12 protein-coding genes are annotated in these 19,566 nt (G+C 67.8%); 9 read left to right on the forward strand and 3 right to left on the reverse strand.

Features of this window, described 5'->3' with window-relative positions:
• Positions 1-167 precede the first annotated feature (167 nt).
• The 6 genes from F6W70_RS12335 (at position 168) to F6W70_RS12360 (ending at position 12,572) form a co-directional block, all read left to right on the forward strand.
• Positions 168-701: a DUF4352 domain-containing protein gene (locus F6W70_RS12335; RefSeq protein ID WP_055876782.1), complete on the forward strand. Its 534-nt coding sequence runs from the start codon at positions 168-170 to the stop codon at positions 699-701.
• A gap of 92 nt (positions 702-793) precedes the next feature.
• Complete coding sequence (locus tag F6W70_RS12340; protein ID WP_318278887.1) at positions 794-5,506, forward strand: PKD domain-containing protein; 4,713 nt, start codon at positions 794-796, stop codon at positions 5,504-5,506.
• 11 nt (positions 5,507-5,517) lie between these two features.
• On the forward strand, positions 5,518-6,828 hold the full coding sequence (locus F6W70_RS12345) for a hypothetical protein (RefSeq protein WP_151486876.1): 1,311 nt from the start codon (positions 5,518-5,520) through the stop codon (positions 6,826-6,828).
• Positions 6,829-6,884: 56 nt separating this feature from the next.
• Positions 6,885-8,237, forward strand: coding sequence for a tyrosine-protein kinase domain-containing protein (locus tag F6W70_RS12350; RefSeq protein ID WP_017831458.1), 1,353 nt, complete (start codon positions 6,885-6,887; stop codon positions 8,235-8,237).
• Positions 8,238-8,428: 191 nt separating this feature from the next.
• Entirely contained in the window at positions 8,429-11,251 is a 2,823-nt protein-coding gene (locus F6W70_RS17990; protein WP_318278888.1) for a right-handed parallel beta-helix repeat-containing protein, read from the forward strand.
• Between the two features lie 10 nt (positions 11,252-11,261).
• The gene (locus tag F6W70_RS12360; protein WP_055869694.1) at positions 11,262-12,572 is read left to right on the forward strand and encodes a lipopolysaccharide biosynthesis protein; all 1,311 of its coding nucleotides are present in this window, start codon (positions 11,262-11,264) and stop codon (positions 12,570-12,572) included.
• Positions 12,573-12,638: 66 nt separating this feature from the next.
• On the opposite strand, the gene F6W70_RS12365 is transcribed toward F6W70_RS12360, so the two are convergent.
• Genes F6W70_RS12365 through F6W70_RS12375 form a run of 3 tightly spaced genes read right to left on the reverse strand, consistent with a single transcriptional unit; the run spans position 12,639 to position 16,499 of the window.
• Positions 12,639-13,775, reverse strand: coding sequence for a glycosyltransferase (locus F6W70_RS12365; protein ID WP_141386585.1), 1,137 nt, complete (start codon positions 13,773-13,775; stop codon positions 12,639-12,641).
• Entirely contained in the window at positions 13,775-14,968 is a 1,194-nt protein-coding gene (locus tag F6W70_RS12370) for a glycosyltransferase (protein WP_151486877.1), read from the reverse strand. Before F6W70_RS12370 ends, F6W70_RS12365 begins: the two co-directional genes overlap by 1 nt.
• A gap of 4 nt (positions 14,969-14,972) precedes the next feature.
• Entirely contained in the window at positions 14,973-16,499 is a 1,527-nt protein-coding gene (locus F6W70_RS12375; protein WP_017831463.1) for a sugar transferase, read from the reverse strand.
• A 279-nt stretch (positions 16,500-16,778) separates the two neighbouring features.
• On the opposite strand from F6W70_RS12375, the gene F6W70_RS12380 reads away from it, so the two are divergent.
• The 3 genes from F6W70_RS12380 (at position 16,779) to F6W70_RS12390 (ending at position 19,511) form a co-directional block, all read left to right on the forward strand.
• Complete coding sequence (locus F6W70_RS12380; protein WP_318278889.1) at positions 16,779-17,993, forward strand: low temperature requirement protein A; 1,215 nt, start codon at positions 16,779-16,781, stop codon at positions 17,991-17,993.
• Between the two features lie 75 nt (positions 17,994-18,068).
• Positions 18,069-19,025 (forward strand): intradiol ring-cleavage dioxygenase, encoded by a 957-nt coding sequence (locus tag F6W70_RS12385; RefSeq protein WP_151486878.1) that lies wholly within the window; start codon positions 18,069-18,071, stop codon positions 19,023-19,025.
• A 201-nt stretch (positions 19,026-19,226) separates the two neighbouring features.
• Positions 19,227-19,511, forward strand: a complete 285-nt coding sequence (locus F6W70_RS12390) for a hypothetical protein (protein WP_151486879.1) — start codon at positions 19,227-19,229, stop codon at positions 19,509-19,511.
• The last annotated feature ends 55 nt before the right edge of the window (positions 19,512-19,566 follow it).

The following is a 19,566-nucleotide window of genomic DNA, read 5'->3' on the forward strand; positions in this document are numbered from 1 at the left end:
TACGATTAGCCGATGCCGCGTTCTGCGCGGTTGAAGGGGACCCGAAGCCGAGGGGGCTTTGGGATGGGGAATCTGGGTTCTGGGGAGCTGCAGTGTTCAACGTTTCATCATGCCGTTCTGGGGACGGCACTTCGCGATCGCTACGCGCGATACTCGTCGCGCCGTTGGTGGCGCTCGCACTAGTGACGGCCGGCTGCACCGCAGCGCCAGACGCGTCGGAGACGCCGGCGCCTGAGGGCACCAGCACCACCGACTGGACGCCGCCCGCCGACGCGGAGGCCGAGGGCCCCACCGAGGGCCCGGCTCTCACGGAGGAGAACGGGGCGCTCGACGCCCCGATCACTCTCTCCACCGACGTGGTCGTCACGATCGACAAGATCTCGACCACCACGATCGAGCCCAAGACGCCCGGCGAGTACGCCGGGTCTGCGGTCGTCGTCACACTGTCGGTCGCCAACGACTCGAAGCGCGCACAGAGCGTCGACTCCGCGGTGGTCAGCCTCGTCACAGACGACGGTGACATCGGGGTCGCCACCACGGCAGGCCCGAACAAGCCCCTGCAGGGTGAGCTCGCCGCCGGTGCGAAGACCACCGGCACCTATGTGTTCATGCTCGATCCGACGCAGGGGCGCTCGGTGAAGATCAGCGTCAACTACGCGGCGGGGGAGCCGGTGGCGACGTTCGCCGGCCAGCTTTCCTGACGCTCGCATACGCGCACCATCGCAACATTTCGGTATTTCGTTCTTGCACTAACTCACTTTCAAAGAAGAAAACTGGCGGCTGGGGAGTCACTATGGGGAACACATCGACCACGAGGCGGGCGCTGAGCGCGCTTGCGTCTGTCGTGACGGCGGCGTTGCTCGTCGCAGGCATGACGACATTGGGTGCGCAGGCGGCGTCGGCAGACGTCCCGTCGACGCCACCGCCCCTGCTGCAGCGCGACGACAACGTCGTCACGTCGGACCCGATCCCGACGGTGCAGATCGACAACGGCTATGTCTGGGCGCAGGCGATGATCGGGTCGACCGTGTACGCGGTGGGCAAGTTCGACAACGCCCGTGCACCCCTGGCCGCACCCGGCACCAGCCTGACGGCGCGTTCCAACGTTCTCGCCTATGACATCAACACGGGTCAGCTGCTCTCGTTCGCCCCGCAGGTGAACGGCGTGATCAAGGCCGTCGCCGCGTCGCCCGACGGCACCCGCATCTACATCGGCGGCTCGTTCAACTCGGTCAACGGTCAGGCACGCTGGAACTTCGCGGCCCTCGACGCCACGACCGGCCAGCTCGTCCCCGGCTTCTCGCCGTCGATCGGCGGCAGTGGCGTCTACGCCCTCGCGGCCTCCGGATCGAGTGTCTACGTGGGCGGTCTGTTCACCCAGGGCAACGGCACCGCCCGCAAGAACCTCGCCGCCTTCAGCGCCACCAACGGCGCCCTGCTGAACTGGGCTCCGCAGACCGACCTCCAGGTCGATGCGATGGTCATGGACCCCGCGGGTCAGAACGTCATCGCCGCCGGTCGCTTCTCGCAGGTGAACGGCGACCTGACCATGCGCGGCACGGTCGCGCTGGACAAGACGACCGGTGCCGTGGACTCGTCGTGGGCGCTGCCGCAGACCGTGAAGAACGGCTCGAACACGGGCAGCAACTCGGGCAAGGCCGGTATCTTCGGCCTCGCCGCCGACTCGACGGCCGTCTACGGCACCGGATGGGTCTACGCCGACGCCGCCACCGGAAACCTCGAGGGAACCTTCGCGGCGGAAGCCGGCACCGGACAGGTCCGCTGGATCGCCGACTGCCTCGGCGACCACTACGGTGTCTACTCGACGGGCAAGGTCGTCTACACGACGAGCCACACCCACGCCTGCGGCACGATGAGCCTGCACCCCGAGCAGAGCCCGCGCACGCACCGCTACTCGGAGGCGTACACGGCTGATGCTCGCGGAACGCTCGGTAACCAGCCGGCAGCGGGTGGCACCTACAAGAACTGGGCGGGAACCCCCGGTCCGTCGCCCTACGCCTGGACGCCCGACTGGGCCGTCGGTGTGACGACGGGCATGGGACAGGCCGGACTCTCCATCACCGGTACCGGCAACATGATCTCGATCGGCGGAGAGTTCCGTTCCGTGAACAACGGTCGCTTCGAGGGTCTCGTGCGCTTCTCGACGAACCCTCCTGGCGGAGCCAAGGACGGCCCTCGTCTCTCGGCGGCCAACTGGACCGGCACGGCGCAGTCCTTCATCCCTGGAAGAGTCCGGGTGTCGATCCCGGCCAACTGGGACCGCGATGACCTGACGCTCACCTACGAGCTTCGTCGCACGGGAACGGCCACTCCGATCGCCACGACCACGGCCGACGGAACCTGGTGGAAGCGACCGGCCGTCACTCTCGAAGACAAGACCGCCACACCGGGCTCGCAGCAGGAGTACACCGTCGTCGCGAAGGACGCCAGCGGCAACACGGTGAGCAGCCAGGCCATGTCGGTGACCGTCGCGTCGGGAGCGGTCTCGAGCTACACCAACGCGGTGACCGCCGACAACCCTCAGCTCTACTACCCGCTGGGCACCGCACCGCAGGACTGGGCCGGATCGAACACTCCGGTGTTCGGCTCGGGTGTGAGCTCCTCGTCGTCCGGTGTGGAGAACACCGCAACAGGAGCGTCGACCTTCACCGGTACCTCCACGGGCCGCGTCTCGACGACCGACAAGGTCGCCCCGCCCGCGGAGTTCTCGACGGAGCTGTGGTTCAAGACCAACACCACGACCGGTGGCAAGCTGATCGGCTACGGGAACGCGGCCTCTGGTGACTCCACCAGCTACGACCGTCATCTCTACATGACCAACAACGGTCGGCTGATCTTCGGCACCTACCAGGGCAGCACGCAGACGATCCAGAACTCCACAGCACTGAACAACAACGCGTGGCACCATGCGGTGGCGACTCAGAGCGCAGACGGCATGAAGCTGTATGTCGACGGCGCGCTCGTCGCGTCCGCGCCCGGTGCGACCAGCGCAGAGAACACCCTGGGGTACTGGCGCATCGGTGGTGACAACATCACCAGCTGGCCCTCCGCGCCGAGCTCCAAGTACTTCAAGGGAGCCCTCGACGAGGTGGCCGTATACCCCTACGCGCTGACCGCAGCACAGGTGCAGACGCACTACGGCATCGGCAAGGGCTTCCAGCCGCCGACGGCCGCCTTCACGGGGACACCGACCGATCTCGCTGTGGCGTTCGACGCCAGCGCGTCCGCGCCGACCGGCTCGGCCACGATCACCGGCTACAGCTGGAACTTCGGCGACGACTCGGCGACGGCCTCGGGTGCGACGGCCTCGCACACCTACGCGGCTGCCGGCACCTACACCGTCAAGCTCACGGTCACGGACAGCAACGGCCTGGCCACCACGACCGAGAATCCCGTCGTGGTCGAGGCAGCGAACGTGCTGCCCACCGCCTCCTTCGAGGTGACGGGCGCCGGGCTCTCGGTCTCGGCGGACGCCTCCGCCTCGGTCGACTCCGACGGCACGATCGCTTCGTACGACTGGAACTGGGGAGACGGTTCGACCTCGACCGGCCAGGTCGCCAGCCACGTGTACGCCTCGGCGGGCACGCGCACGGTCACTCTGACGGTCACCGACAACCGCGGTGGCACGGCCACGACCACGCGAGAGGCCGTCACGACCCACGCGAACCCGGTCGCGACCTTCACCTCGACCGCGTCGGGGATGAACGTCGACGTCTCTGCCGCAGGGTCTAGTGCCTCCGACGGCGCGACGCTCTCCTACTCCTGGAACTGGGGCGATGGCAGCGCGGCGGGCACCGGCGCGACCGCCGGTCACACCTACGCCCAGCCGGGCGCGCATGACATCACCCTGACGGTGACCGACAGCCTCGGCGGATCGGCGAGCGTCACGAACTCCGTGACGGTCCAGGAGCAGGTGTTCGCCGCGTCCGACTCGTTCGGTCGTGTGGTCTCGAGCGGTTGGGGTGCGGCTGATGTCGGCGGCACCTGGGCGCCCATGAGCGGTTCGGCCGCCGTCACCTCCGTTGCAGACGGAGTCGGCAAGGTGAACCTCTCGCCGGGTGAGACCCGCGAGATGCTGCTGCAGGGCACGTCGCTCCTCGACACCTCGGCACGGATCACCTACACGCTGGCCTCCGGTCCGTCGACGGGTGTCGCCTACGAAGGTCTCGGTGCACGCCGCTCGGGTTCGAACGGTTACCGGGCGCTCGCGTGGCACCGAGCGGACGGGAGCACGTGGCTCGTGATCCACCGCAACGGTACGGCCATCGCCAGCACCGCTGTCGCCGGTCTCACCTGGACCGCAGGAAGCACGTTCAACCTCGCCATGGAGACGTCCGGTTCCGGAACCACGACGATCCGCGCGAAGGTGTGGGCTGCCGGAGCCGCGGAGCCTGCCAACTGGCAGCTCTCCACGACAGACGCGACGCCGGCACTGCAGACCGCCGGAGCGCCGACCGTCTTCTCCTACCGTGCGGGCAGTGCGACCGGTACCAACCTCGCAAGCTTCGACGACTACACGCTGAAGAACCTCGGCGTGGTGGCACCGGAGCCGGAGCCGGAGCCGGAGCCCGAACCCCAGCCCACGAACGTCGCCCCGACGGCCGCGTTCACGGCGACGGCCACGGGCCTGACGGTCAACGTCAATGGTGGAGCATCGACGGATTCCGACGGCACCATCGCTTCCTACGCCTGGAACTTCGGCGATGGATCGACGGGCACCGGAGCAACGAGCTCCCGCGCCTACGCTGCGGCGGGCACCTACACGGTGACCCTCACGGTGACGGACGACAAGGGTGCGACCAACACCGCCACCCAGCAGGTCACGGTCACGGCACCGCCGGTCGACCCGCAGCCTGAACCCAACCCGGCCGCGCTGGTGAGCGATGAGTTCGACCGTACGGCTGGTCCCGGATGGGGCTCGGCGGTCACGGGCGGCGCCTGGAGCATCGCCGGGGGCTCGCAGGCGGCGGCGACCGTCGCCGACGGCCAGGGCAAGCTGAGCCTGATCGCCGGAGACACCCGCCACGCGACGCTCAACACGACCTCGATCGGCGATGCGATCCTCGAGACGCAGTTCCGCGTCGACCAGGCTCCTGCCGCCGGTGGCGCCTACATCGGTGTCATCGCGCGACAGACTGCTGCCGGGAAGTACTTCGCCCGTGCGTGGCTGCGTCCTGACGGCACCGTGTGGCTCGTGGTCCACCGTGAAGGGACGGTGCTGCTGACGCAGGCCGTACCCGGACTCGTCTGGGCGGCGAACACGTCGTACAGCCTGAAGGTGTCCGTCACCGGATCCGCATCGACCGCCATCTCGGCGAAGATCTGGGCGACCGGCACCACGGAGCCGGCGAACTGGCAGCTCAACGCCACGGACGCGACGGGGCTGGCGGCAGGTTCCGTCGGTCTCAGCGGCAACCGGTCGGGCAGCTCGACGGCGCCGCTGAACGTCTCGTTCGATTCGTTCCGCGTCACCGCGCCCCAGTAAGATCCTGACGCATGGCCACTGCTGTTCCGATCGCGCTCCTCGCCGTCGGAGGAATCGCAGCAGTGGCCATCGTCGTTTTCGTGCTCCGGCTGCTGCCGCGCACCGCTTTCGTGGTGTGGGCCTGCGTGCTCTTCTTCGTGCCGCTCTGGGTCGGTGTGAACGTGGGCTTCTACTGGGCGGCGATCACTCTGCTCACGGCTCTGATGATCATCGTCAACTGGTCGGTGGTACCGCTGCGTGCTGCGGATGCCTGGGTCGTGGCGTTCGTCATCGTCATCGTGGGGCTGTACGGCTTCGGCACGGTCGACCTCGCATCGCTCGTCGCCGCACTGCTCGAATGGGTGATCCCGTACCTCTGGGGTCGCGTCGTGCTCGCACGGATCGGTGCGGAGTGGGTCACGTCGACGATCGCCGTGGTCGCGATCGTCGCGGCGGTCCTCGGCATCGTCGAGTTCTTCACCTCGTTCAACCCGTTCGTCCTGATCCCCGGATCAGGCGTCGTCTACGACACGTGGAGCCCGCTCCAAGAGCGGGGCGGCGTGCTGAGGGTCGAGGGAGCCTTCGGGCACTCGATCGCCCTCGGCGCCGCACTGGCGATGTCGTCGGCGTTCGTCGTGGCGACCAAGTGGCGGCTGATCCCGAAGATCGGCGGGGTGGTGATCCTCGCGGTGGCGACCGTGCTGACGTTCAGTCGTGCCGGTCAACTCACCCTCGTGCTGACGCTCGTGCTCTCCACCTTCCTGATCGTCGGGGTGTCCAGGAAGTTCCGGATCTCCGTCGTCGTCGCCGGTGTCATCGGCACCGCCATCGCGATCCCGATCATCGACTCGGTCTTCGGGGCGGCGGGGGAGGAAGCCGGTGGCAGCGCGGACTATCGCACCGATCTGCTCGTCCTCCTCCAGCAGGTGCAGCTGTTCGGCAACCCGGGCGACTGGCACTCGCTCGTGTCGGGCGACTACTACCTCGGCTACTTCGCACGTTCCGTCGACAACGCGCTCGTCCTCACCCTGCTCCGGTACGGCTATGTGCCGACCCTTCTGATCATGGCGGCCCTCGTCTGCGCGGCGATCATGACCGTGCGGCGCTCCACCCGGAGTCCGGCGTCGATCGCCGTCGTCGGCCAGCTGCCGAGCCTGGTGGTCGTCGCGCTCATCACGCAGTACAGCATGTTCCTCTGGTTCTGCGTGGGGCTCGCGATCACGTGGGCCCGTGACGCCGACATGCTGCGCGGAGCGCGTGAGGTGCCGTCCGAGTTGCGGCAGGGATCAGCCGATCCGTTCGCGCCTGCAGCAGGGCGCAGAGCAGCGCCTGGACAATCATGAAGTCGTCGAAGAGAACACTCCTCTAGAATCGAAGTCTCAGGGGGGAATGGGGAGTCATGGGCGAGAGCCGGGTGAGTCTGCGCGTCATCGCCAGCTCGTTGCGCAAGTTCTGGTGGATGGTCGTGCTCTTCGGGGTCGTCGGAGCCGCAGGTTCCTACGGTTACGCCTCTCTGCAGACTCCGCTCTTCCAGGCGACGACCTCGCTGTACTTCGCTCTCAACCAGGGCACCAGCGCATCCGACCTCAATCAGGGCTCGGTGTACACGCAGAGCCAGATGCTCTCCTTCGCGCAGCTCGCGACGAGTTCGCGGGTGCTCGATCCCGTCATCGAGGAGCTCGGTCTCGACACGACGCCGCGTGCTCTCGCGCGTGACATCGAAGTCACGATCCCGCAGAGCACCGTGACACTGCGCATCACGGGGATCACCGATGACGCGAAGGCGGCCGCCGAGCTGGCTGACGCCGTGGCTGAACAGCTCATCATCGTGGTCAAGGATGTGGCGCCCAAAGACCCGCAGGGCGAGTCCACCATCACCGCGCAGGTGATCGATGACGCCGTCGTGCCCGAGTTCCAGTTCACGCCGAGCAAGCCTCGGGATGCCCTTCTCGGAGGCTTCCTCGGTGCCGTCCTCGGGCTCGCCATCGCGGCGTTGATCGGTGTTCTCGACACCCGCATGCGCACCGAGGAGACGCTGACCGAGGCGGGCGGCGATCCTGTGCTGGGCGTCGTCTCGAAGTCTCCGCTGCTGGCCATGCGAGGCATCGCCGTCGCCCAGGAGCCGCTGGGCCACACCTCGGAGGAGTTCCGTCGCATCCGCTCGGCGCTCGCCTACGCGAACGTCTCCTCGCGGGTGAAGGTGCTGCTGGTGACGTCGGGCATGCCCTCCGAGGGTAAGTCGACGGTCTCGGTGAATCTGGCCATGACCCTCGCCGGGCTGCGCAACTCCGTGCTGCTGATCGACGCCGATATGCGGCGGCCGCGGGCTCACGAGCACGCCGGCATCGACGGCTCGATCGGGCTGACGAGCGTGCTGCTCGACGAGGTCGAGTTCGAGGTCGCCAAGCACAGCGTGGCCGACAGCACGCTCGACATCCTGCCCGCGGGCACCGTGCCTCCGAACCCCGCAGAGCTGCTCACTTCGGCGCGCATGGCGCAGCTGCTCGACTTCGCCGCGGCGGAGTACGACTATGTGGTGATCGACTCTCCTCCGATCCTCAGCGTGGCCGATGCGAACCTCTTCGCAACCCAGACAGACGGCGTGATCCTCGTCGTCGACGCGACGAAGACTCGCCGTGCCGCGCTCGCGAAGAGCATCAAGTCGCTCGAGTCGGGTGGCGCGCGCATCCTCGGTACGGTGCTCAACCGCGCCCGCCCGGATCGGCATCGCAGCGAGTACTACAGCGACTGAGGCGTCGTCGGGCCAGGCGCGGAAGACGCAGCAGCGCAGCATATCGGTGAGACGCTGTGTCCGTTTGTCTTTGCCCGGGTAGCCGGGTATTCTTCATGAGTTGCGAGGGGGACTCGCTCTTTGCTGCCGGGGTTTAAACTGCGGCGGAGATGCGGGGTGATCATGAATCTGCCCCAGAAGACGGTGACATCGTGTCCACTCCGTTCCTCGATCTCGCATCACGTGAGACCTCCACTCCGCCTCACCGACACCCTCGAAGGGTTCTCGCCGGCGCACTGATCGCTGTCCTGGCGGTCACCGCCGCGCTGACGGCCGTTCCCGCGTCGGCGCTCGCAGACGACGCCGTGCCCCTCTCCCCGCGTGCGGCGTCCACCGACACCCCGGTCATCGACGACGACATGGATCGCACGGTCGGCTCGGGATGGGGTTCGTCTCCTGAGGGCGCATGGCGTGTGGTGGAAGGTACGGCGAGCGTGTCGGGCGAACAGGCCCAGCTCGCCAGCCGCAAGCCGGGAATCACCGCCAGAGCCACTCTCGACGGCGTCGCTGCGGGCGACGTGGACAGCCGCTTCTCGCTGACGGTGCCCGAGCTTCCCGTCGGAGGGCCGCTCTACCTCTCTCAAGCGGTTCGGGTCTCCGGCGCCGACTCCTATGGTGTGCGCGTGCGCGTTCATCCCGACGGCTCGGCATATGTCTCGATCGTGCGGCTCTCCGACCTCATGCGTGTGCAGCACCTCAGCGAGCGCAAGCTGCCCCTCACGGTGACGAGCGGCACGACCATGACGGTCGCGCTCAGCGTCACCGGTGCGAGTCCTGTGGAACTGGGCGCCAAGGCCTGGGAGTCGAGCGCTGCCGAGCCGAGCGACTGGCAGGTGACGTACACCGACGATTCCGACGCCCGCATCCAGGCCGCAGGCGGCTACGCGTTCGCGCTCTACACGTCCTCAGGGGCCCGCACCGCTGTGCCGGTCGGCATCGACGACGTCACCGTCACCACGCCCTCGCTCACGACCGAGCCGTCGCCGGAGCCGACGACGGAGCCGTCGCCCGAGCCGACGACTGAGCCGTCGCCCGAGCCCACGACCGAGCCGTCGCCCGAGCCCACGACCGAGCCGTCGCCCGAGCCCACGACCGAGCCGTCGCCCGAGCCCACGACTGAGCCGTCGCCCGAGCCCACGACTGAGCCGTCGCCGGAGCCGACGACCGAGCCGACTCCGACTCCGACGCCCACGCCCACGCCCACGCCGACTCCCACGCCCACGCCGACTCCCACGCCGACGCCCACGCCGGTGCCCCCGGTGACGGAGCCGGTACCCCCGGTCACGCCGGAGGGCGTGCGTGGGGAACCCGGTGCCAAGGCCCCGGGGACGCTCTCCTATGACGCCCCTGCAACGGCCGTCTACGTCGCTCCCGCAGGATTCGATGGAGCGTCGGGGACCAAGAACTCACCCGTCAAGACGATCGCTGCCGCGCTGCGGGTCGTCCCGAACGGGGGCACGATCGTCCTTCGCGGCGGGACCTACCACGAGGAGATCGTGGTGCCTGCGCAGAAGCGGGTCACCATCCAACCCGCACCCAACGAGTCGGTGTGGCTCGACGGTGCGAAGCCGGTCACCGGCTGGAAGGCCTCGGGAAGCGCGTGGGTCGTCGATGGCTGGAACACGGCTCTCGACGCGAGCCCGACGTACACCAAGGGCGCTCCGGACAACACGGCGGCGGACTGGCGGTTCGTCGACCCGGCCCACCCGATGGCCGCGCACCCCGACCAGATCTGGGTCGCGGGCGTGCAGCTGCGCGAGGTGGCCTCCGCATCGCAGGTCGAAGAAGGCACCTTCTTCGTCGATGACTCCGCCAAGCGTCTGGTGATCGGCACGAACCCGACGGGCAAGTCGGTCGAGGCGAGCGTGCTCACGCAGGCTCTCTCGATCCGCTCGGCGGGATCCGAGGTCAGGGGAATCGGAGTGCGCCGGTACGCCACCAGCGTTCCGCAGATGGGCACCGTGGTCGCAGCCGCCCCGAACGTCTCGCTCACCGACGTGACGATTCGCGACAACTCGACCACGGGCTTCTACTCCTGGGCGCCTGCGACCACGCTGACGCGCGTCTCGCTGATCGGCAACGGCCTGCTCGGCGGAGGTGCGTCGCAGGCGGACGGACTCACGGTGACGCAGATGCTCTCGGTCGGTAACAACGCCGAGCACTTCAACCATTCGCCGGTGTCAGGAGCCTTCAAGGTCACGCGCACCCGCGGGGTGACGGTGAAGGACAGCGCGTTCACCGGCAATGACGGGCGCGGCCCGTGGTTCGACGAGTCCGTGCTCGACGTCGCGTTCACCGGCAACGATGTGATCGGCAACACCGGCCACGGCGTCATGGTCGAACTCTCGGAGCGGGCCGTAATCGCCGACAACGTCATCGCCCGCAACGGCGAGTTCGGTCTGTTCGTGCTCAACTCCGGCAACGTGAAGATCTGGAACAACACGTTCGTCGGCAACGGCAACCGCAACATCAGCATCGGGATGGACTCCCGCCGTGCCTCCGACCCGAACACCCCGGGGCACGACCCGCGGACCCGGTACGCGCCACAGGCCTCGTGGATCGTGCGCAACGTGGTGATGTCGAACAACGTCATCGCCGAGAGCGCCGGCAACTGCTTGGTCTGCGTGCAGGACTTCTCGCTGCAGTACACCGGATCCCAGATGGTGTCGAGCGTCGAGGGCAACCTCTACCACCGCACGTCGCCGGGGACCCCCAGGTGGTTCTCCGCGTGGTCGAAGGGCTCGGTCTCGAGAGACCCTGCGGTGACCGACACGCTCGCCGCGTTCACGGCAGCGACGGGCCAGGATCGGCGCTCGCAGTTCGTCGAGGGCGCGCCGGTGGTCGACGGCGGCTATGCGCTGCTGCCCGCGTACGCGGCCGCACAGGGATCCGTGGCGGTTCCGGTGCCGTCTGATATCGCCTCAGTATCGCGACTCCCCGGCAACGGCGCGACGCTGGGGGCCCTGCCCCGGTGACGATGTAAGTATGGGCTCTCTTCTCGCTGTCGGCGCGCGTGCGCTGACGATGGTCATCGCGCTGGTCTGCGGCGTCCTCACGACCCGGATGATCATCGGCGGCGCCGGCGTCGACAGCTTCGCCCTGTACACGCTTCTGACGACCATCCCGTCGCTGCTGACCTTCACCGACCTCGGCAGCGGGGCGGTGCTGGTCAACGCCGTCGCGACGAGCGAGAACGTGCGCACGGATGAGAAGCTGCGTTACCAGCTCACGTCGGTCGGGCGCGTGCTGCTCATGTTCGCGGCCACGGCGATGGCGATCAACACCATCCTGGTGCTCACCGGGGCCTGGGAGCTGGTGTTCGGCGAGGCAGGAGGACGCCCCGGCGCCTCGCTGGCCGCGTTCTACTGCGTGACGATCTTCTGCCTGGGCATCCCTCTCGGCGTCTGGGCGCGGATCATGCTGGGACAGCGCCGCAATCACATCGTGATCCTCCTCCAAGGGCTGATCTCTCCGCTGACCATGACCGGTGTCTGGCTGATGCTCACGTTCGGCGGCGAGAACCTGCACTCCTTCGTGGCCATCGCGTCCTTCGCGGCATCCTTCCTCGTCTCGGTACTCGGAATCCTCATCACGGCGCGCACCACCTCGCCCCTGATCCCCTCGGCCGCGCGGATGGTCCTGCGACCCCGGCGGTATCCGGGAGTCCGGGTGATGGATGTCGGCTGGCCGATGCTCGCGCAGATGGTCACCTATCCGATCGCGGTCGGCTCCCAGCGGTACGTGATCGCTCAGCTGGGCGGCCCCACCGACGTCGCCGAGTACGGTGTGGCCGGGCAGGTCTTCTTCGCCCTCAACGGACTGGTGATGGCGGGCGGACTCGCGCTCTGGCCCCATTTCGCGAAGAGCAGGCACGATGGCGACCTCCGGCGGGGGCCGTTCCTGCTGTCGGCGCTGTTCGCCGTCGCCATCGGGCTCGCCACGGTGATGGTGTGGCTCGTCGGTCCGTGGCTGTTCGGGTTCATCACGCAGGGCGAGCTGACCGTGCGTCCCAGTACGATCTTCGCCTTCGGCCTGATGATCATGATGACCGCGGCGGTGTATCCGCTGGGCATGTTCATCATGGACAAGCCGGGCATCCGCTTCCAGGTGATCCCCACCCTCAGCATGGCCGCCGTGGGGATCACGCTCTCCTTCGTGCTGACGCCCGTGCTGGGAATCGCGGGACCGCTGATCGGCGTCGCCTTCGCGCTCGTCGTCTGCCAGCTGATCCCGTTCTCGATCTACATCGTCCGGAACAAGAAGCGACTGACCGTCGGAGACCTCGAGCAGGTCTAGCCGCGCGGTGCGCGACCGTGGCAACCGTGCCGGATGGGTGGGGGAGTCAGTCCCGCATGCGGGGCGTCAGCCCAGCAAGTGCGTGGTGATGCTCGAGCGGTACACCTCGGGCGCGTGACGGCGGAGGGCCTCGCCACGGCTGTCTGCGACGGTCGACACCATCTCGTCCCAGCGGGTGTCGATGTCGGTCAGAGCGGACGCGATCGCAGCGGAGTCGCCGGCGGTGACGAGCTGCGCGGTGCCGTAGCCGCCTGCCGCTTCCCGGAGACCGCTGCTGTCGCTGGCGATCACCGGACGCAGCGCGAGGATTCCCTCGACGGCGGTGTTCCCGAAAGGCTCATCGATGCGGGAAGGCACGAGCAGCACATCGGTCTTCTCGAGGAACGGCCAGATGTCGGTGTGGAATCCGGCGAAGTCGACGGAGACCCCGGCTTCTGCGGCCTGCGCGCGCAGATCGCGCTCGAACCACTCATACCCCTCGAAGACTGCGCCCAGGAGGGTCACATCCACAGGGCGCCCGGCGGAGTGCAGCCGGGCTGCGGCCTCGATCACGAGGTCGGGTCCCTTGCGGGGGGAGAGTCGTCCGATATACAGCACACGGAGCGGTCCCTCGGTGCGAGGACGGGGAGAAATCGGCTGCGCAGGAGAGGCGACACCGTTGTAGACCACGTGCGACCGACGCGCGAGGGCAGGAAGCGCGGTTCGGATCGTATCCAGGCTGAAGCGACTGTTCACCAGCGTGCGGTGGGAGGCCAGGTGAGGGGAGTAGAGGATGCGGTTGACGAGTCGGTTGCCCGATGCCTCGGCCTCGTGGACGTGGCTCACCGACCGGATACCCCGCAACCGCGCGATCAGCGGCCATTCGGGGATGATGATCGTCGACACGTAGACGACGTCGGGGCGCACTCGTCCGATCAGGCGCCACGCGGCACCCAGGCCGCGGAAAGTGTCGCGGAACAGCTTCGGCAGGCCCCGTGGCGTCAGCAGGACCTTGCGCAGCACGAGCATCGGCACGATGACGACCTCGGCGCCGGCGCTGCGGAGTTCGTTCACGAGCAGGCCGGTACTCGGGAGGGCCACGACCACGCGTGCGCCCGCCTCGACGAGGCCGATCGCGCTCTCGAGCAGCATGCGATCGGAGCCGAACAGCTCGGCGCCGGGATGCACGAGCAGAACGGTGTGCTTCTTCCTCTCGCCGCTCATCACGCCCCCGATCCGGCAGGCGCGGGGACCCAGTCTGTCGACCGGCGACGTGCCCGTCGAGCGGAGGGGTGGATCGTCGCGCGTTCGGCTATGCGATGGGCGAGTGCTTCGTATTCGTCGGCGACGTCGTCCCAGCGGAACCGGGTGCGCGCGATCTCCTGCACGGCCGTGGCGCGGGCCTCGGTCGATGCCGGGTCGGCCTCTGCCGACACCACGTGCTTGGCGACGTCGGCAGCATCGGAGAAGAACCAACCGTTGCCGTCGAGCACCTCCCGGTTGAAGGGGACGTCGAAGCCGATGACGGCGGTGCCGGCACCCATCGCGCGAAGGAGCGACGGGTTGGTTCCGCCGACGGAGTGGCCGTGCACGTACGTGAGTGCATTCGCATAGAGCGCGTCGAGCAGCTCCTGGTCGTACACGCCGCCGACGAGTCGGATCCGTTCGTCACCATCGGCCACGCGTTCGATCTCTTGGGTGTATCCCGCGCTGTACGGTGCGGAGCCGACCACCACGAGAGGCAACTTCGCGTCGCTGTCGCGGTAGCCCTCCACGATCTCGAGCACATGGTTCTCCGGCTCGAACCGGGCCACCACGAGGTGGTATCCGCCCGATTCCAGCCCCATCTCGGCGACTCCGCGCTCGGGCAGCTGATCGAGGACGGGGGCGCCGTAGCGGATGAGCTCGGTGGGCACATCGAACTGGTGCCGGTAGTAGTCGGCGATTCCCGGCGCATCGGCGATGAGAGCATCGGCGGTGCGCACCCCGAACTGCTCGGCCCAGCGGTAGTAGGCCTTGCCGCGCGGTCCCCACTTCGAGCGTCGCCATTCGAGCCCGTCCATGTGCAGGGCGACGGGTGCTCGGCGCATCCGGAGCAGGGGCAGGAACGGCGAGTTGGCGGCGTTGAAGACGAAGGTCGCGTCGGGCCGGCGTCGGAACATGAGGTGCAGAGCTGACAGCCCTGTGTGGCTCAGCGTCTCGATCTGCTTGACGGGGACCGCGGGAAGGTGGACGACCCGCATTCCGAGGTACTCCTTCTCACGCCGCTCGGAACCACGGGTGTACACGACGACGTCGTGACCGCGATCCGCGAGCCGGCGCCCGACCTCTTCGATGGCGGTCTCGAAACCGCCGTATGCCGCGGGCACTCCTCGGGTCCCCACCATCGCGATGGTGAGGCGGTTCGAATTGCTCATCCGATCAGTATGCCCCGCTGGGCTGCACCATGACTTTGGCGGTACGCCACATGATCTGCAGGTCGTTCATCACGGACCAGTTCTCGACGTATCGCAGGTCGAGGCGCACGCTCTCGTCCCAGGAGAGATCGCTTCGTCCGGAGACCTGCCACAGGCCGGTGATCCCGGGCTTGATGTACAGGCGACGGAAGACGGTGCCGTCGTAGGCGGTGACTTCGCTCGGGAGCGGCGGTCGAGGACCTACCACGCTCATGTCGCCGATGAGCACGTTCCAGAACTGCGGCAGCTCGTCGAGTGAGAGCTTGCGCAACACCTTGCCGACACGAGTGACGCGAGGGTCGTCCTTCATCTTGAAGAGGAGACCTGCGCCCTCGTTCTGCTCCTTGAGCATGGCGAGCTGCTTCTCGGCGTCGGTCTTCATCGAACGGAACTTGACCATCTTGAAGCGGCGGCCGTCACGGCCGACGCGCTCCTGGAAGAAGAAGACGGGACCGGGCGAGTCCATCTTGATGAGCAGCGCGAGGACAGGCGCCAGCAGGCCGATCGGGATCAGCGCGAGCGTGGCGACGGCGACGTCCAGCGCCCGCTTCAGCAGGTGCTGTCCGCCTTCGTAGGTCGGGATCTGCACCTGGATCAGCGGCAGGCCCTCGACGGGCGCGAAGGAGATGCGCGGACCCGCGACGTCGGTGAGCCGGCTGGAGAGCACGAGCTCGGCAGCGGTCCCTTCGAGCTGCCAGCTCAGCTGCTTGACGAACTCCGGCTCGCCTTCGGGGCGGCTCGCCACGATGATCGTGTCGGCGCCGACCTCGGCGGCGACCGACGACACGGAGTTCACGTTCCCCAGAACCGGGAACCTCGTGTCGTCGATCACGATGTCGCGCGCATTGCCATCGAGCAGCGTCGCGCCCACCACCTGGTACCCGGACGCGCCGATCGGGTGCAGCGTCCGCACCACGTACTCCACGTCGTCCCTGTTGCCGACGACGAGGGTGCGGGAGGCGAACCTCCCCTGAGCACGCTGCTTCTGCAGCCAGTGGCGCCACAGCCACCTGGTCACCAGAAGCGTCAGCACACCGACGGGCAGCCCCAGCAGCAGCGTCAGTTGCATCGACTTCCATGCGAGCAGGACCGCCACGATGGCGATGATCCCGAAGGCGAGTCCGGTGGCATGCGCGACGCCGCGGTACTCGGTGGCGCTGGCGCGGAACAACGCGGCGTCCCGCGTGTGCAGCGCGCTGAGCATGAGGTACCACAGCGCGGCGAGCGGGATGCCGTCGCGCAGGACCTCGGGCACGGAGACGCCGGTGGCCAGCTCGACCGCTGCCGTCAGACCCATCGCGAACAGGATGACAGCCGCATCCGTCGTCCGCAGCCGCATCCGATAGCGACGCTCCCACTGACGGCGCCGTTCCAGAGTCGCCGAAGGGCGCGGTGTGACCACCGTGCGCGTCACCGACTTGGTGGCTCGCGGAGCTGCGACCGGCACGAAGCCGGTACGAGCGATGCTCAGGGCATCCTCGACCGAAGTCATGCCGAAGCCTCATGAGCCGTGAATGTACGCAAAAAACCCCAGTGCGACATGTGATTCCCCAGTTTCCCCAGACCATGAACCCCACGTTCACGGCTTTCGTCTGCGTCCCGACCCCTCGGGTCCTGCTGAAACTCCCCGTGATTCCCACATCACGGAGTGCGTTCTCATCGTCCCAAACGATGATCGCTGACAGCAGGCACTGCAGACCTTGACCACTGTAGCGGAACATCGTCGCCACGGGAAGGTAAATCTGATGAATGGAAGAAAGAAAGCTGCGAGATGCCCGTGAGTGGGGGCTATTCTGTCGCGGTGACCGTGAACACAGACACTCCGCGCTTCCAGCTTCGACCGATGCTGCCACGCGACCCTTCTCAGCCGCACCGCACCGCGAGCCCGCTCGAGCTCTTCTTCGATCTGGTCTTCGTCGTGGCCGTGAGCATCGCCTCCGCGCAGCTGCACCATGCGCTCAGCGAGGGGCACTTCCTGCACGGCATCACCTCCTACGCGATGCTGTTCTTCGCGATCTGGTGGGCCTGGATGAACTTCACCTGGTTCGCCACCTCGTTCGACACGGACGACTGGCTCTATCGGGTCACGACGTTCGTGCAGATGGGCGGGGTCCTCGTCTTGGCTGCGGGCATACCCAGGGCCTTCAACGAGGGCGACTTCACCCTCACCGTCCTCGGCTACGTCGTCATGCGCGTCGCGATGGTGGCGCAGTGGCTGCGGGCGTCGCGGTCGGCAGGCCCCCTGCGGTCGGCCACGCGTCGGTACGCTCTCGGCATCGCCGCAGTCCAGGTGCTGTGGATCCTGTTCCTGCTGATCCCGGCGGGCCCGCTGCAGATCGTCGCGTTCGTGCTCTTCGTGCTGGCCGAGATCAGCGTCCCGGTGTTCGCCGAGTACCGCAGACAGACTCCGTGGCATCCACACCACATCACCGAGCGCTACGGGCTGTTCACGCTCATCGTGCTCGGGGAGAGCCTGCTCGCCTCCGCCAACGCGATCATCGACGCCCTAGACAAGGTCGAGAGCCTCGGACCGCTGATCGCCATCTCGGTGCTCACCCTCGTCGTCACGGCGTCGCTGTGGTGGATCTACTTCTGGCCGCCGCACCACCGCGCCATCACGAGCTTCGGACGCTCGCTCCGGTACGGCTACGCGCACTACTTCGTGTTCGGGGCCGCCGCCGCCTTCTCCGCCGGGATCGAGGTGGAGCTCGACGTCCTGACCGGGAAGAGCCACCTGTCGAGCATCGCGGCATCGCTCACCGTCACGATCCCGATCGCGATCTTCCTCCTCGCCATCTGGTGGATCGCGATCCGTGAGAACGCCGACCGTGTCGTGAACACGGTGGTGCCCTCAGGCGCGGTGCTGGTGCTGCTCGATCCGGTCCTGCCGATCCCGGTCACGCTCACCGCCCTGGTGCTCGTCGGCATCGTGGTCGTGCTGATTCTCCGCCCCCCGGTCGCGTCCTCGCGCATAGACAAGGCATAGATCGGGCAAAGTCTCCTGATCGGAAGCTCCGCGACGCTGAGGACACGCAACAGTCCGTCGAGGAGGAGACAGATCATGAGTATTCCGGAACCCACCCAGACCCCCGATGGTCCCGCGTACGAGGGGCGCCTGCTCGATCGTCGCGATGAGGAGATCGTCGATCAGGGGGCCGCCTTCGACATCCGCACGCTGGTGACGAGGCGCGGTGTGCTCGGGCTCGCGGGTGTGGGCCTCGGCGCCGTCGTGCTCGCGGCCTGCGCGCCGTCGACATCGGCCGGGTCGGCGAGCCCGACGCCGACGACGACCTCGGGGGCCTCAGGAGGCGATGCCGTGAGCGTCGGCGAGATCCCCGACGAGACGGCCGGGCCCTACCCGGGAGACGGATCGAACGGTCCCGATGTGCTCGAGGACTCGGGGATCGTTCGACAGGACATCCGCTCGTCGATCGACGGCGGTGCGACCGCCGAAGGTGTTCCGCTCACGTTCGCGTTGCAGGTGATCGATCTCGCGAGTGGGGGAGTCCCCTTCGCGGGCGTCGCGGTGTACGCGTGGCACTGCACGGCGCAGGGCGAGTACTCGATGTACTCCTCCGGGCTGGAGGATGTCACCTACCTGCGCGGTGTGCAGGTCGCCGATGCCGATGGCAGAGTGTCGTTCACCTCGGTGTTCCCCGGGTGCTACTCGGGGCGCTGGCCGCACATCCACTTCGAGGTGTACCCGGATGTGGGCTCGATCACCGACTCGAGCGCGGCCATCGCGACGTCGCAACTGGCCCTTCCCGAGGCGGCGTGCGCGGACGTCTACGCAGAGGCTGCGTATGACGGCTCCGCGAGGAATCTCTCGCAGATCACGCTCGCGAGCGACAACGTCTTCGGTGACGACTCCGGTGTCCTGCAGGTGGCCGCCGTCACCGGAAGCGTGCAGGGCGGGTACTCGGCCACGCTCGCGGTCGGCGTCGACACGGCGACCACCCCGGCTGCGGGCGGGGGCCAGGGCGGGTCGGGCGGCGGGGGGCGGCCGCCGTCGAGCTGAGCCGAAACCGTGGATGGGGGGCCGGGTGGGCCGGTCTGCTATGCTTATGGAGCAGCGTGTGTGCATCGCCCCTCTCGGCCGCCACGTCGCCACTGATCAGGGCCATTACGGACCGCGCACATCGATGCGTGCGGAATCCGCCCTCGGTCTCACATCTTGCGGAGCGCCACGCGTGTCCGCCACACAGCAATGAGCATGACCATGAGCACCACCACCTTTCCCCCGTCCGATCCGTTGACCTGGAAGCAGGCCGACACAGATGTGCACGTCGCGACGCGCGGCGGCGAATTCGCCGGCTTCGTCGAGTTCGACGGCAGCGCGCACCTGGTGCGCGACAACCACGGCGCCGAGCTCGGCGTCTTCGACTCGCTCGATGACGCCTTCCGTGCGCTCGAAGACGCGAACCAGCCTTCCCGACGTGGGCCCGTCTTTCCGTCGATGCTGCCTCGGGCCTGGCGTCGCCGCACCCGCCGCGCCCGCGCCTGAAATCAGCGATTCACGCACAACGAGCGTGGTCCGTCAAGGGGTGCGGATGTATTCC

This window comes from Microbacterium maritypicum (assembly GCF_008868125.1).
Lineage (GTDB): Bacteria > Actinomycetota > Actinomycetes > Actinomycetales > Microbacteriaceae > Microbacterium > Microbacterium maritypicum.

Excerpts from the sequence above, each read along its gene's own strand:
- F6W70_RS12340 (WP_318278887.1), top strand. The coding sequence starts at position 794 with ATGGGGAACACATCGACCACGAGGCGGGCGCTGAGCGCGCTTGCGTCT.
- F6W70_RS12380 (WP_318278889.1), top strand. The coding sequence starts at position 16,779 with ATGCCCGTGAGTGGGGGCTATTCTGTCGCGGTGACCGTGAACACAGAC.
- F6W70_RS12370 (WP_151486877.1), bottom strand. The coding sequence starts at position 14,968 with ATGAGCAATTCGAACCGCCTCACCATCGCGATGGTGGGGACCCGAGGA.
- F6W70_RS12385 (WP_151486878.1), top strand. The coding sequence starts at position 18,069 with ATGAGTATTCCGGAACCCACCCAGACCCCCGATGGTCCCGCGTACGAG.
- F6W70_RS12360 (WP_055869694.1), top strand. The coding sequence starts at position 11,262 with ATGGGCTCTCTTCTCGCTGTCGGCGCGCGTGCGCTGACGATGGTCATC.
- F6W70_RS12365 (WP_141386585.1), bottom strand. The coding sequence starts at position 13,775 with ATGAGCGGCGAGAGGAAGAAGCACACCGTTCTGCTCGTGCATCCCGGC.
- F6W70_RS12345 (WP_151486876.1), top strand. The coding sequence starts at position 5,518 with ATGGCCACTGCTGTTCCGATCGCGCTCCTCGCCGTCGGAGGAATCGCA.
- F6W70_RS12375 (WP_017831463.1), bottom strand. The coding sequence starts at position 16,499 with ATGACTTCGGTCGAGGATGCCCTGAGCATCGCTCGTACCGGCTTCGTG.
- F6W70_RS12390 (WP_151486879.1), top strand. The coding sequence starts at position 19,227 with ATGAGCACCACCACCTTTCCCCCGTCCGATCCGTTGACCTGGAAGCAG.
- F6W70_RS12350 (WP_017831458.1), top strand. The coding sequence starts at position 6,885 with ATGGGCGAGAGCCGGGTGAGTCTGCGCGTCATCGCCAGCTCGTTGCGC.